The organism is Clostridium sp. LIBA-8841, assembly GCF_057782475.1.
In genome coordinates this window covers 2,876,160-2,889,656 of the sequence record NZ_CM173488.1, presented here as the reverse complement: position 1 = coordinate 2,889,656, position 13,497 = coordinate 2,876,160, and the positions used below count along the sequence as shown (strand labels likewise).

At 30.0% G+C, this 13,497-nt stretch carries 18 protein-coding genes; all 18 read left to right on the top strand.

Annotated features, from left to right (window positions below):
* Positions 1-22: 22 nt before the first annotated feature.
* The 18 genes from spoIIIAA to AC2A4K_RS12545 all read left to right on the top strand — a co-directional run bounded on the left by spoIIIAA (position 23) and on the right by AC2A4K_RS12545 (position 13,490).
* Entirely contained in the window at positions 23-907 is an 885-nt protein-coding gene (gene spoIIIAA, locus AC2A4K_RS12630; RefSeq protein WP_322502846.1) for a stage III sporulation protein AA, read from the top strand.
* A gap of 58 nt (positions 908-965) precedes the next feature.
* Positions 966-1,481, top strand: coding sequence for a stage III sporulation protein SpoIIIAB (gene spoIIIAB / locus AC2A4K_RS12625; protein WP_322502845.1), 516 nt, complete (start codon positions 966-968; stop codon positions 1,479-1,481).
* A 92-nt stretch (positions 1,482-1,573) separates the two neighbouring features.
* On the top strand, positions 1,574-1,771 hold the full coding sequence (gene spoIIIAC / locus AC2A4K_RS12620) for a stage III sporulation protein AC (RefSeq protein ID WP_322502844.1): 198 nt from the start codon (positions 1,574-1,576) through the stop codon (positions 1,769-1,771).
* A gap of 168 nt (positions 1,772-1,939) precedes the next feature.
* A complete protein-coding gene (gene spoIIIAD, locus AC2A4K_RS12615) occupies positions 1,940-2,314 on the top strand; it encodes a stage III sporulation protein AD (protein WP_322502843.1) in 375 nt (124 codons plus the stop codon).
* Positions 2,315-2,324: 10 nt separating this feature from the next.
* Complete coding sequence (gene spoIIIAE / locus AC2A4K_RS12610) at positions 2,325-3,497, top strand: stage III sporulation protein AE (RefSeq protein WP_322502842.1); 1,173 nt, start codon at positions 2,325-2,327, stop codon at positions 3,495-3,497.
* A 4-nt stretch (positions 3,498-3,501) separates the two neighbouring features.
* The gene (gene spoIIIAF / locus AC2A4K_RS12605) at positions 3,502-4,062 is read left to right on the top strand and encodes a stage III sporulation protein AF (RefSeq protein WP_322502841.1); all 561 of its coding nucleotides are present in this window, start codon (positions 3,502-3,504) and stop codon (positions 4,060-4,062) included.
* 8 nt (positions 4,063-4,070) lie between these two features.
* Positions 4,071-4,682, top strand: a complete 612-nt coding sequence (gene spoIIIAG / locus AC2A4K_RS12600; protein WP_322502840.1) for a stage III sporulation protein AG — start codon at positions 4,071-4,073, stop codon at positions 4,680-4,682.
* A 26-nt stretch (positions 4,683-4,708) separates the two neighbouring features.
* Positions 4,709-5,206: a SpoIIIAH-like family protein gene (locus AC2A4K_RS12595; RefSeq protein WP_322502839.1), complete on the top strand. Its 498-nt coding sequence runs from the start codon at positions 4,709-4,711 to the stop codon at positions 5,204-5,206.
* 84 nt (positions 5,207-5,290) lie between these two features.
* Complete coding sequence (locus tag AC2A4K_RS12590; RefSeq protein WP_322502838.1) at positions 5,291-5,680, top strand: Asp23/Gls24 family envelope stress response protein; 390 nt, start codon at positions 5,291-5,293, stop codon at positions 5,678-5,680.
* Between the two features lie 118 nt (positions 5,681-5,798).
* Positions 5,799-6,206 carry a transcription antitermination factor NusB gene (gene nusB / locus AC2A4K_RS12585; RefSeq protein ID WP_322502837.1) on the top strand — a complete coding sequence of 136 codons (408 nt, stop codon included), beginning with the start codon at positions 5,799-5,801 and terminating at the stop codon, positions 6,204-6,206.
* Positions 6,207-6,255: 49 nt separating this feature from the next.
* The gene (locus AC2A4K_RS12580) at positions 6,256-7,089 is read left to right on the top strand and encodes a bifunctional methylenetetrahydrofolate dehydrogenase/methenyltetrahydrofolate cyclohydrolase (protein ID WP_322502836.1); all 834 of its coding nucleotides are present in this window, start codon (positions 6,256-6,258) and stop codon (positions 7,087-7,089) included.
* A gap of 1 nt (position 7,090) precedes the next feature.
* Positions 7,091-8,293: an exodeoxyribonuclease VII large subunit gene (gene xseA / locus AC2A4K_RS12575; RefSeq protein ID WP_322502835.1), complete on the top strand. Its 1,203-nt coding sequence runs from the start codon at positions 7,091-7,093 to the stop codon at positions 8,291-8,293.
* A gap of 11 nt (positions 8,294-8,304) precedes the next feature.
* Positions 8,305-8,532, top strand: a complete 228-nt coding sequence (locus tag AC2A4K_RS12570; protein ID WP_322502834.1) for an exodeoxyribonuclease VII small subunit — start codon at positions 8,305-8,307, stop codon at positions 8,530-8,532.
* Positions 8,522-9,394, top strand: coding sequence for a polyprenyl synthetase family protein (locus AC2A4K_RS12565; RefSeq protein ID WP_322502833.1), 873 nt, complete (start codon positions 8,522-8,524; stop codon positions 9,392-9,394). Before AC2A4K_RS12570 ends, AC2A4K_RS12565 begins: the two co-directional genes overlap by 11 nt.
* 20 nt (positions 9,395-9,414) lie before the next feature.
* Entirely contained in the window at positions 9,415-11,274 is a 1,860-nt protein-coding gene (dxs, locus tag AC2A4K_RS12560; RefSeq protein ID WP_322502832.1) for a 1-deoxy-D-xylulose-5-phosphate synthase, read from the top strand.
* Between the two features lie 11 nt (positions 11,275-11,285).
* A complete protein-coding gene (locus tag AC2A4K_RS12555) occupies positions 11,286-12,101 on the top strand; it encodes a TlyA family RNA methyltransferase (protein WP_322502831.1) in 816 nt (271 codons plus the stop codon).
* Positions 12,102-12,185: 84 nt separating this feature from the next.
* Positions 12,186-13,016: an NAD(+)/NADH kinase gene (locus AC2A4K_RS12550; protein WP_322502830.1), complete on the top strand. Its 831-nt coding sequence runs from the start codon at positions 12,186-12,188 to the stop codon at positions 13,014-13,016.
* A 21-nt stretch (positions 13,017-13,037) separates the two neighbouring features.
* Complete coding sequence (locus AC2A4K_RS12545; RefSeq protein ID WP_322502829.1) at positions 13,038-13,490, top strand: arginine repressor; 453 nt, start codon at positions 13,038-13,040, stop codon at positions 13,488-13,490.
* Positions 13,491-13,497 lie beyond the last annotated feature (7 nt).

Sequence of the window (13,497 nt, the reverse complement as noted above, 5' to 3'; positions counted from 1 at the left end):
AATAGAAAGGAGAGGAGGTACTTTGAAAGAAATATTTGCTGTATTACCAGAAAAGATAAATTCTTATTTAAAGGATAGAAGTAATTTAAATAAACTCCAAGAAGTAAGAGTTAAGGTTGGAAAACCTCTTAGTATTGTTATGGATAACAATGAAACAATTTTTAATTATGTAATAACAAGAGATGATGTTAAAGCAATAATTCAAAAGATAAGTAACTACTCCTTGTATGCCTTCGAGGAAGATATAAGGCAAGGGTATATAACTATTCAAGGAGGACATAGAGTTGGATTAGCTGGTCAATGCGTTATAGAAGATAATTCAATTAAAACTATTAGGAATATAACTTCTTTAAATATAAGGGTATGTAGAGAAGTTATAGGCTGTTCTAATAGTCTTATGAATCATTTGGCTGAAAATAATAGAGTAAATAATACTTTAATAATATCTCCTCCTAAATGTGGAAAGACAACACTTTTAAGAGATATAACAAGAAATATATCCAATGGAGTATCTCAAATTGGGTTAAAAGGAAAAAGGACCGTTGTAATTGATGAAAGAAGTGAAATTGCAGCTTGTTATAATGGAATTCCCCAAATGAATGTAGGAATAAGAACAGATGTATATGATAACTGTATTAAAAGTGATGGAATGATGATGGCAGTTAGGGGACTTTCTCCTGAGGTTATTATATGTGATGAAATTGGAACATATAAAGACATGGAAGGTCTTATTATGGCATATAACTCTGGAGTAAGCATTATAGCTACATTACATGGAAGAAATATAGAAGAATTATATAGAAGACCAGTTTTTAGAGACATAGTAGAGAATAATGTCATAGATAAAGTTGTAATTCTTAGTGCTAAAAAAGGAGTTGGAACAATAGAAGGAATTTATGATGTTTAAAACAGGGCCTAAATATAAAGAGTTAAGAAAAGAATAATGTGTAAAAAGGAGGAGGAAAATGAGGTTTTTTTTTCTGGTTATTATAGTTCTACTTAGTTCTTTAATTGGATATTTATATGGAGAAGGCTTTAGAAATAGACTTAATCAGCTTAGAGAACTTAAAAGAGCTTTAATAGATTTTGAAAATGATATTGTTTATACCTATACTCCTTTGCCAGAGAGTATAGAGAGTATAGCATTGAAAGCTAAAAGTCCAATTAGTGAGTTTTTAAATGCAATTTCTTTAAAACTGAAAAATAATGAGGTTAAAAATGTATATATGGCTTTTAGTGAAAGTATAAATGAACATAAGAAAGAAATGAATTTAAAAGATAAAGACTTTGAAATTTTATTAGATCTTTCAAAATCTTTAGGAGAGACAAACGTAGAAGGACAAATCAAAATTTTTAATTTAGCTAAAGAAAAATTAGATTCTGAGTTATTAATAGCAGAAGATGAATGTAATAAAAATACTAAGGTTTATAGATACTTAGGTGTTTCAGTAGGAGCAATGATAGCCATTTTTCTTGTTTAATTTATAGACTTTCATAATAGTTAATCATAAAAAGGATTTTAGGTTATAAAAAGGGGATTTAATAAGATTAGAATTTTAGGGGGAGGCCATATATGTCGGATTTATCTTTAATCTTTCAAATTGCAGGAGTAGGAATAGTGCTGGTTATACTTGATAAAGTTCTTGACCAAAGTGGCAAGAAAGAGTATGCAGCCTTAGCCAATATCGTTGGTATAGTAATAATACTTACTATGATGATTCAGCTTATAAGTAGATTATTTTCTTCTGTTAGATCAATGTTTTTATTTTAGATGGATTTCATATCTAGGGTAACATATTAATTTAAAAAGATTATTTTAAGATAGTAAAAATGAATTAGAACAGGAGGAGGTGAACTAGGGCAGTAATCTATAGAAATCAATAAGAAATAAATTATTGATTTTTGAAGATTTCTGACAAAAGCAAGAATGGATGTATTGATGCAAGTAATAAGTTTTTCTTTAATAACATTATTTTTATATTTATTTTTAAAGGAAACAAAAGGTACTTTCGCAGTTATGCTTCTTTTAGTAGCTGGGATTATAATTTTTCTTTTTGTAATGCCTTATGTCAATGAAATAATAACTTTCATGCAGAATATAGCGAGAGAATCAGGAATGGATTCATCCTATATTGCCATAGTTATGAAAATTATTGCCATAGCATACCTTTCAACTTTCTGTAGTTATATATGTAATGATGCTGGGGTTACCGTATTGGGTAAAAAAGTAGAGTTTACAGGGAAGATTATGATACTTTTATTAGCTATACCAATAATGGTTAATATTTTGAATTCCATTTTAAGTATAATGTAGGGGCTAAAATATGAAAAAGTTAATAAACATAATATTATTATCAGTTACTTTTGTATTTTGCTTTAACTTAAATGTTTTGGCAAATGAGAATTTAGAGAGTTCAAAGGAAAAAATAGAAAATGACTCAAGAGTAGAAAGATTTTATGATTATATAAATAATTTAGAAACAGAAGAGGACATACTAGGCAATATGTCAGCTAAGGAATATATAAAGAATTATTTAGAAAGTGGAGAAGATCCAATAACCTTAAAGAAAATAGGGGCTTCAATACTTAGCTATATGTTTAGAGAACTTAACATAGTTTTAAAGTTTATTGCCTCAATATTAGTAATTGCTCTTTTAAGTGCTTTGCTTAAGAATTTGCAAGATGCTTTTAACATAGAAGAGGGAGTGACTCAAGTAGCCTTTTTTGCTTGTTATGCTCTTTTAATAATGCTTTTGACTAAGAGTTTCTTTATATCACTTGATTTAGGAAAAGAAGTCTTAGCTTCAATTATAGATTTTATGAATGTTATTGTACCAGTAATTATAATGCTTATAGCAACTTCAGGGGGAGTGACCTCAGCTGTAACCATAGATCCTATTGTCTTAGGAGCTGTTTCATTAACACCTAGAATTTACACATATTTTTTATTTCCTTTAATATTAGCTTATTTTACTTTACAGTTTGTTAATAATCTTTCTAATGAATTTAAAATAGATAGGATGTGTAAGTTCATAAAACAGATAGTTATTATATCTCAAGGGTTTATATTAACTGTATTTGTTGGAATATTGACTTTAAGAGGAATGACGGCAGATACCTTAGATGCAGTGACAGTTAAGACTGTTAAGTTCGCAGTTGATAACTTTGTACCTATTGTAGGTAAAGCATTTTCAGATGCAATAACTACTGTGGCTGGATATTCCTTAGCTATGAAAAGTGTAATAACTTCCTTAGGGGTAATAGTTCTTGTGATGATTGTTATTTATCCAATAATAAAAATAGGACTTATGGCTATTTGTTTTAAACTTACAGCAGCGGTTATTGAACCTGTTGTTGATTCTAAAATATCAAGTAGTGTTGAAACTGTGGGAGAAGCATTGTTCATGATTTTATCATGCATAATAAGTGTAAGCATTATGTTCTTTATTATGGCTGCTATGATGGCCACGGCAGGTAATTTTATTGTAGGAGGATAGAAATATGATGGATCTTTTAAAAAATTGGATTTCAACTCTTTGTGTTGTAATAGTCATCATATCTATTGCTAACATAATTTTACCTAATTCATCGGTGAAAAAGCATGTTAAGTTTGTATTTTCATTAATAATACTTTCGGTAATGTTATCTCCAATAATAGGATTACTAAATTTTAATAAGGAAATAGATGAAAATGCTTTTGAAAACAAAATAGATGGAGCTGTGGAAAATCAAGAGGAAAAGGTATCACTATATGAGGAAAAAGCCATTTTAGAAAATGTAGAGAGAAATTTAGAAAAGGCTTTAAAGGACGAATTTTATGAAAATGAATTTGAGGTTAATTTAATAGGAAAAGTGGACTTTGATGATGTTATGGTAGATATTGAAGAGGCAGAAATTAAGGTTTTAGATAAAAAAAAGGTAAAAAAGGTAGAGAAGGTTGTTGTTGGAGAAGAAAAGCTTAATAAAGAGGAAAAAAAAGATTCTTTTTTAGAAAAGGTTGAAAAGTTTGTTGAAAAAGAACTTGAAATTTCTCATGAAAATATAATTGTTTCATATGCTTAGGAGGTAGTATGGGGTCACAGGATTTAAAGGACAAGATGTCTAAAGTTCTAAAACAAAAGAATATTGCCAACTTAATAATAATACTTTTGCTAGTCATAATGTTTTATTTAGTTGTGTCATATTTTACAGGAGTAAACAATATATCTAAAAGTGAGAAGACTAATTCAGAGAAAATATCTGAAGAAGATATGAATAATAAGAGTCCAAAGGACTCAGAAGTTTTAAGTTATCAAGAAAAACAAGAGGGAAATTTAGAGAGGATATTAGGAAAGATCAGTGGAGTGGGAGCAGTAGATGTAGTAATAAATTTTGAAAGTAGTGAGGTCAAGGTACCAGCAGTAGATAATTCTTCTCAAAAAAGTACTACAGAAGAGACTGATAGTGAAGGAGGAACAAGGGTTAATTCACAAGAAACTGATGGAGATAAGATTGTTATGTCAAACAGTTCTGATGGAAGTGAACCAGTTATATTAAAGACAGAAAAACCAAATGTTATAGGAGTCATGGTTGTGGCTGAAGGTGCAGAAGATAGCAAAATAAAATATGAAATAACAAAAGCAGTATCAAGCTTATATAACATAAGTGTAGATAAGGTAAATGTATTGGCTATGGAAAAATAAATAATTAAATTTATGGGGGGTTCATTATGAACAAAAAGCAAGCAGGGATAATTTTAACACTTTTAGCATTAATAGTTTGTACTGGCGTCTTGGCAACTAGAGTTAACAACCAAATAAAAGAGAGCATGGGAGAAGTTCCAACTGCTTTTGGAGAAAATGATGAAAAAGCTACAGAAACATCTTCAGATTACTTCTATGAGTCAAGAAACTTAAGAGAACAAAAAGACTCTAAGACTATCGATAACTTAAAAGCTATAGTAGAAGATAAGAACACATCAGCAGAGCAAAAAGAAGAAGCTGAGAAAGAATTAACTGAAAAGACTATGGCAAGAGATTATGAAACAAGAATAGAACTTAGCATAAAGAGTAAAGGTTATGAAGATGTAATATGTTTTATAGATGGTGATAACGCTAAGGTTGTAGTTAAAACTGACGAAGATTTAACTCAAGAGAAAATGGTTGAAATTCAAGATATAGTTATGAATGTATCAAAAGTTTATGACGTTGATATAGAAAAAAAATAATTAATTGTATTGTAATTAGTTATTTGCTATAATGAACCTATAACTAATTAAGTTTCGTGAAAATTAGTAGGAGGGTTCAGCTTTATGAATGAATTGAATAGAGATGAAGCTAACTTAGGTATAGTTAATATATCTGATGAAGTTATCGGTGTCGTAGCTGGTATAGCTGCATCTGAGATAGATGGAATACTTGAGATAAATCATAATAATAGCACTGGAATAGGACATAAATTTTCAAAGAAAAGTTTAGGCAAGGGAATTAAAGTAAATGTAGAGAACGGTGAAGCTATCATTGAAATAGGCGTTACAGTTCAATATGGAATTAAAATTCCTGATGTAGTTTCTCAAGTGCAGGAAAACGTAAGAAGGACTGTTGAAGCTATAACTGGACTTAAGGTGGCACTAGTGAACATATATGTGCAAAACATAGTTATCTTAAAAGAAGAAGATAAAAATGAAATAGGAAAAAAATAGTAGTCACCCTCTGATTTCAGAGGGTGTTTCATTGTGTTAAATCATTAATTATATGATTAATAATATAAATTAAGACAATAATACTAAATAGAGTATTTTCAAAACATAGGAGGATATAATGAATAGAGTAAAATCAAGAGAACATTTATTACAATTAGCTTATCAAATGGAAATAACTTCAGAATCTGCATTACAGACATTTAATGATTTTGTGGAGAATGAAGAGATTCTTAAAAGCGATTTAGATTTAGCATACATAAAAGCAGGATTATTAGGAATAGAAAAAAATAAAGAAAAGTTAAATTCTTTAATAGAAGCTCAACTTGTAAAGTGGAAATTAAACAGAATATCAAAGGTTAATTTATCAATATTAAGAATTTCTGTTTATGAAATGTTATTTGCAGAAGATGTTCCGGGAAAAGTATCAATAAACGAAGCTATTGAATTATGTAAAAAATATTCTGATAACAAATCAGTTTCATTTATAAATGGTGTTTTAGATAAAATATATAAGAGCATGAACTAGTAGTTAAAGTTTATATTTACTAGAGTAAGAAGATTTGGAGGGGCAGGTAATGGATAAAATTTTAAGCGGAAAAACAGTAGCTATAGACATAAAGGGGCAAATAAAGAATTATACAGAGGAATTAAAGGCTTCTGGAAAGACTTTAAAAATATCGTCTATACTAGTTGGGGATGATGGAGGCTCAGTATATTACCAAAACTTCCAAGAAAAATTAGCTAATAATTTAGGCATAGAATTTGATAAAATAAAGTTAAGAGAAGATGTTTCACAGGATGAACTTAAACTGAAAATAGAAGAGCTAAATAGGGATGAAAGTGTAAATGGGATAATGCTTTTATTACCTTTGCCAAAACATATTGATGAAAGAACTGTTACGAATTTAATAGATGCAAATAAGGATCTAGATTGTCTTTCAGAAATTAGTGTTGGTAGATTCTATAAAGGTGAAAAATGTTTCTTGCCATGTACACCAAACAGTGTAATAACCCTTTTAAAGGCTTATAATATTGAGATTGAGGGAAAAGAAGTTGTTATTGTTGGAAGAAGCAACATCGTTGGAAAACCTCTTTTTCAAATGTTCTTAAATGAAAATGCCACAGTTACTGTATGTCATTCAAGAACTAAGAACTTAAAAGAAGTTTGCAGAAGAGCTGATATATTGGTGGTAGCTATTGGAAAAGCTAACTTTATAGATTCTTCTTATGTTGGAGAAGGAGCGGTTGTTATTGATGTAGGAACTAGTGAAGTTGACGGCAAGATAACAGGCGACGTTAACTTTGATGATGTTTATGAGAAGGCATCATTTATTACACCAGTTCCAGGAGGGGTAGGTTCTTTAACTACAACTCTTCTTTTGAAAAATGTTTGTAAGGAGTTAGATTAGAATGAAACTAAAGACATTATCTGTTGGTGAAGTTAATAACTATGTTAAAAAATTAGTTGAAAATGACTTTATATTAAAGAATCTTAATGTCAAAGGTGAAATATCTAATTTAAAATTCCATTCAAGTGGTCATATTTATTTTTCATTGAAAGATGAAAATAGCAAGATTAACTGCATTATGTTTAAAAATAATGCAGTTAATTTAGATTTTAGACTAGAAGAGGGAATGAAGGTTGAAATAAAGGCTAGATTAGGTGTTTATCATAAAGAAGGAACTTATCAGCTTTATTGTGAAAATATAAAAAAAGCAGGAATTGGAGAGCTTTTTGAAGAGTTTCATAAATTAAAAAAAGAGCTTAGTGAAGAGGGAATTTTTGATGAAAAATATAAAAGAGCCTTGCCTAAGTATCCTAAAAGAATTGGAATAATCACAGCAAGGACTGGAGCTGCAGTAAGAGACATAATAAATGTTATACAAAGAAGAAATAAGGCCTTAGATATTGTATTATATCCAGCTAAGGTTCAAGGATTAAATGCAGCTGAGTCAATAATTGAGGGTATTAGATATTTTAATAATGAAAAATCAGTTGACGTTATAATATTAGGTAGAGGTGGAGGATCTATTGAAGAGCTTTGGGCTTTTAATAATAAAGAGTTAGCATATGAAATCTTTAATAGTAGAATACCTACTGTATCAGCTGTTGGTCATGAAGTAGATTTTACTATTAGTGATTTTGTAAGTGACATGAGAGCACCTACACCATCAGCGGCAGGAGAATTAGTTTCTCCATCATTACAGGAAATGATAAATGATTTATTAAATAAAAAAGAGTTTTTACAAAGAGCCGTAGATAGAAAATTTTTAAATGCAAAAAATAATGTGGATTTACTTTATAAAGGACTTAAAAGTAATAATCCTAAAAGCATAATTGAAAAGAGAATTAAGGAAGTCAATAGATTAGAAGAAAAACTTAATTTTTTAGGTAAAAGAAAAATTGATAAAGCTAAAGATGAGCTTGTTGCTTTAAATAGCATATTACAGACCTTAAATCCTTTAAATACCTTAGGAAGAGGATATTCAGTTATAATGGATAAAAACAGTAAGGTAATCAATGAAGTAAGTGAATTAAAAAAGAATAATATGGTAAAAGTGATAATGAAGGATGGTTCCGTTAATATAGATATAAAAATTATTAATGAGTAAGGAGCAGAGAGATGGCTAGAAAAGAAACTAATTATGAGAGTATGGTTAGTGAATTGAATGAAATCGTGAAGCAGCTTGAAAATGGAGAGTTGACTTTAGAAGAGTCTATAAAGAATTATGAAAATGGTGTTAAAATAATAAATAAATTATATAAAAAACTTAACACTTTAGAAGGAAAAATAAAGGTTGTTGAGGATGAAAAAGAGGAAGACTTTGGAGGATACAGCAATGAATATTAAGAGCTTAAAAGAGGAAGTTGACCAGTCTTTAAAAGCTTATTTTGACAGAGAAAGAGAATACAATAAGGTTTTATATGATTCAATGGCATATAGCATAAATGTAGGTGGAAAAAGAGTTAGACCTATATTAATGCTTTTGTCTTATTATATATATAAGAGTGATTATAAGAAGGTATTATCACCAGCGATGGCAATTGAGATGATACATACTTATTCTTTAATACATGATGATCTACCATGTATGGATAATGATGATTTAAGAAGAGGAAAGCCAACAAATCATAAAGTATTTGGAGAAGCAATTGCTGTTTTAGCAGGAGATGCTCTTTTAAATGAAGCTATGAAAGTTTTAGTGGATTATTCCTTAGAGGAAGGAAGAGATGCTTTAAGAGCAACTAAGATAATTGCTGATGCTGCTGGATCAGACGGGATGATTGGTGGCCAAATTGTTGATATAATAAATGAAGAAAAGGAAGAAATTTCTTTAGATGAATTAAATTACATGCACTTAAAGAAAACAGGGGAGCTTATAAAGGCTTCAATACTGGCTGGAGGAGTTTTAGCAGGAGCTTCAGATAAGGATATTAAAAAATTAGAGGAATTTGGATATAAATTAGGGTTAGCATTTCAGATAAAAGATGATATATTAGATGTAGTAGGGAATGCAGAAGATTTAGGGAAGAATGTTCACAAAGACCAAGAGTGTAATAAAAACAACTATATAACCATTTTTGGATTAGAAGAGTGCAAAGATAAATGTGTGAACTTAACAGAGGAATGTATAGAGATATTAAGTTCAATAGAAGGAAATACAGAGCCTTTAAAGGAATTAACTATGGGGCTTTTAGAGAGAAAATTTTAATAATGAAGGATTTGGTTTAAATGAGTGAAATTCTACAGAAAATAACTGATCCTAAGGAAATAAAGGATTTAAATGAAAATGAATTAAAGGCATTATCTGAGGATTTAAGAGAGTTTTTAATAGAAAGTGTTTCGAATACTGGAGGGCATTTAGCTTCAAATTTAGGAGTTGTTGATTTAACAGTAGCACTTTTTAAAAATTTTGATTTTAGTGAAGATAGAATAATATGGGACGTAGGTCATCAATCTTATGCATATAAGATTTTAACTGGAAGAAAAGATAAATTTGATACTTTAAGACAATATGGGGGATTATGTGGTTTTCCAAAAAGAGTGGAAAGCTCATATGATTTCTTTGCTACAGGACATAGTAGTACATCATTATCTTCAGCAGCAGGTATGGCCAGAGCGCAGAGGCTACTTGGGAAAGATAATCAAGTTATTGCTGTAATCGGTGATGGTGCATTAACTGGAGGAATAGCCTTAGAAGCATTAAATGATATTGGATATAGAAAAGATAATCTTATAATCATATTAAATGATAATCAAATGTCAATATGTAAAAATGTTGGTGGTCTTGCCACATACTTAAATAAGCTTAGAATGGGCGATAGTTATAACAAATTAAAGTCAGATATAGGTTCTACTTTAGAGACTACTTCCTTTGGAAAGCGTGTAAAACAATCTCTTTCTAGATTAAAGGATGGAGTTAAAAAGTTTGTTGTACCAAGTATGTATTTTGAGGATATTGGCTTAAAATATTTTGGCCCTATAGATGGACATAATATTAAGGAACTAAACGAAGTTTTAAGGATAGCTAAGAAGAGAAAGGGACCAGTTATAATACATACTGTAACTAAAAAAGGAAAAGGCTATGAGTTAGCAGAAAAAAATCCAAATAAGTATCATGGAGTATCACCTTTTAATTTAGAAGAAGGTGTGATTTCTAAATTTGCAAGTAGAAATTATTCATCTACTTTTGGAGAGGAAATGATTAAGCTAGCTAAAAATGATGAAAAAGTTGTAGCAATTACTGCAGCGATGCCAGATGGAACAGGGCTTAAGAAATTTAGAGAAGAATTTCCTGAAAGATTCTTTGATGTTGGAATAGCAGAGCAACATGCTGTTACTTTAGCAGCAGGAATGGCAGCAGAGGGATTAAAACCTTTCTTTGCAGTTTATTCAACATTTTTACAAAGAGCTTATGACCAAGTTTTACATGATGTATGCATACAAAAGTTACCTGTTACTCTTTGTTTAGATAGAGCTGGAATTGTTGGAGAAGATGGAGAAACACATCAAGGTGTCTTTGATATTTCATACTTATCTCCAATACCTAATATGACTATTGTGGCACCTAAGTGCATAGATGAGATGGAAGTTATATTAAAATGGGCAAGTGAATTTAATGCACCTCTAGCTATACGCTATCCTAGAGGTGGAGATATGGATGTTCCTTTAACACCTTTAAGCAAAATAGAGTATGGTAAATGGGAGAAGATACAAGATGGAGAAAAAATAGCTGTGGTAGCCACAGGGAAAATGGTTCAACACGCTATGTTAGCTGCACAAAAACTAAAAGAAGAAAAGAACGTAGATATTTTAATAATAAATGCAACATTTATAAAACCTATGGATAAAGAGCTTTTAAAATCTTTATCAGAGAATGGATTTAGGATTGTAACCATTGAAGATAATATTAAAAAAGGCGGTTTCGGAGAAGGTGTTCTAGAATATTTAAATGAAATTGGACATGAAGAAAAAGTTATAACTTTAGCTTTTAATGATAAATTTATAGAACATGGTAAGCCTGATATTTTATATAAGATCAATGGATTAGATGCAGAAGGAATAAAAAACACGTTGATTGAATTACTTTAAAGGAGAACATTATGGCGGATAAAAAAGAGAAAAAAGAAAGACTTGACGTACTTCTTGTTGAACAAGGTATTGCAGAGTCAAGAGAAAAAGCTAAAAGATATATAATGGCAGGAATGGTATTTATAGGTGAACAGAGAGTTGATAAAGCAGGAGAAAAAGTTCCTGTAAGCTCAAATATCATATTTAGAGGAGAAAAGTTACCTTTCGTTAGTAGAGGGGGATTTAAGCTTGATAAGGCAGTTAAATCCTTTGGAATAGATCTTAAAGGAAAAAGATGCTTAGATATTGGAGCATCAACTGGCGGATTTACTGACTGTATGCTTCAAAATGATGCTGTTAAAGTATTTTCAATTGATGTTGGATATGGACAGTTTGCTTGGAAACTTAGAGTAGATCCAAGAGTTGTGTGTATGGAAAGAACTAATGTAAGATATGTAACTCCAGAGCAAATAGGAGAACCATGTGATTTTGCATCAATAGATGTATCATTCATATCCTTAACAACTGTTTTACCGGCTGTAATTAATCTTTTAAAAGAAGATGGAGAAGTTATGGCACTTATTAAACCTCAGTTTGAAGCAGGAAGAGAAAAAGTAGGTAAAAAAGGTGTTGTAAGAGAAGCTTCTACACATAAGGAAGTAATCAAGAAAATTGTTGATTTTGCCTTATCTCATAAGATGAACATATTAGGCCTTGATTTCTCTCCTATAAAAGGACCAGAGGGAAACATAGAGTATTTAATATACTTAAAGAAAACTAATAATGTAGAAGAATTTGACAATAGTATTATAGATGAAGTAGTTGATAAGTCTCACAGTGATTTATAGAAATAAGTTATTATACATTAAATTTTAGTTTTATAATTTCTTTAAATAAATTACATAGTGAATGTAAAGGTGTGGTTTTGGGGCATGAAAAATATAGGAATTATAATTAATAAGAAAAAAGATAAAGAAAATAGAATTTTAGACTTAGTCATGTTTAAGGTTGAAGAGTATTTAAAACCAGATAAGGTTTGGGTCATAGATCAGTTTTATAAGGGTGACTATGAAAAGTTAAGAATTTTAGATCTTTTAATAGTTCTTGGCGGAGATGGAACACTTTTAGGAGTTGCTAGAAAATTTTCCACAGTTATAGATACTCCAATTTTAGGTATTAATATTGGAAATTTAGGATTTTTAGTGACAGCTGAAATCAGTGAGTTAGAAGAAGCTTTATATAGAATAAGAATCGGAGATTATAAGGTGGAAGAGAGAATGTTACTTTCTTGTACAATAGAAGGTGCAACCTGTTCAGAAGAGAGAGCTTTAAATGATATTGTTGTTGCTAGAGGTACTTTATCTAGAATGGCACAATATGAGGTCTTTATAAATGATGAACTTTATGCTACCTTTAAAGGAGATGGGGTCATAATTTCTACACCTGTAGGATCAACAGCATATTCTTTTTCAGCTGGAGGACCTCTTATAATGCCAGATTTGCAAATAATATCAATAGTTCCTATATGTGCACATACACCAAATTCAAGACCTATGATAATAGACGGAAACAATACAATAAGAGTTAAACCTCTCATTAATGAATCAGATGTCTTTGTTACAATAGATGGACAAAAAGCTTTAAAGTTAGAAAAACATAATGAAGTTTTAATAAAAAAAGCAAAAGAATTTTTTAGAATAATTTCTTTTGATAACAAGAGCTATTTTAAGGTTCTAAGAAAAAAATTGTTTAAGATAGAATAAATAAGATGAAGGTGAGTTGAAATGAAATCTAAGAGACATTCTAAGATAATTGAGATTATAAAGTCAACAGTTATAGAAACTCAAGAAGAATTAGCAGAAGAATTAAAAAAAGCTGGTTTTGATGTTACTCAAGCTACAGTATCTAGAGATATAAAAAACTTAAAGCTTGTTAAAAAACAAGATAATAAAGGACGTTATAGATACACTATAATAGAAGAAGAAAAAAATGAAATGGGCGATAGATTAAGCAATATATTAGCTAACACTGTAACTTCAGCAGAAAATGTTGATAAGATGGTTATTGTTAAAACACTTTCAGGATCAGCGCCAGCTGCTGCAGAGGCTATAGATACGCTTCATTTAGGAGAGATTGCAGGAACTATAGCTGGTGACAATACAATATTTATATTAGCTAGAAGCTTAGAGAAAGCAGAAAATCTAGTTTCTAGAATACTAGAAATGATAGAAGGGTAAATAAGGA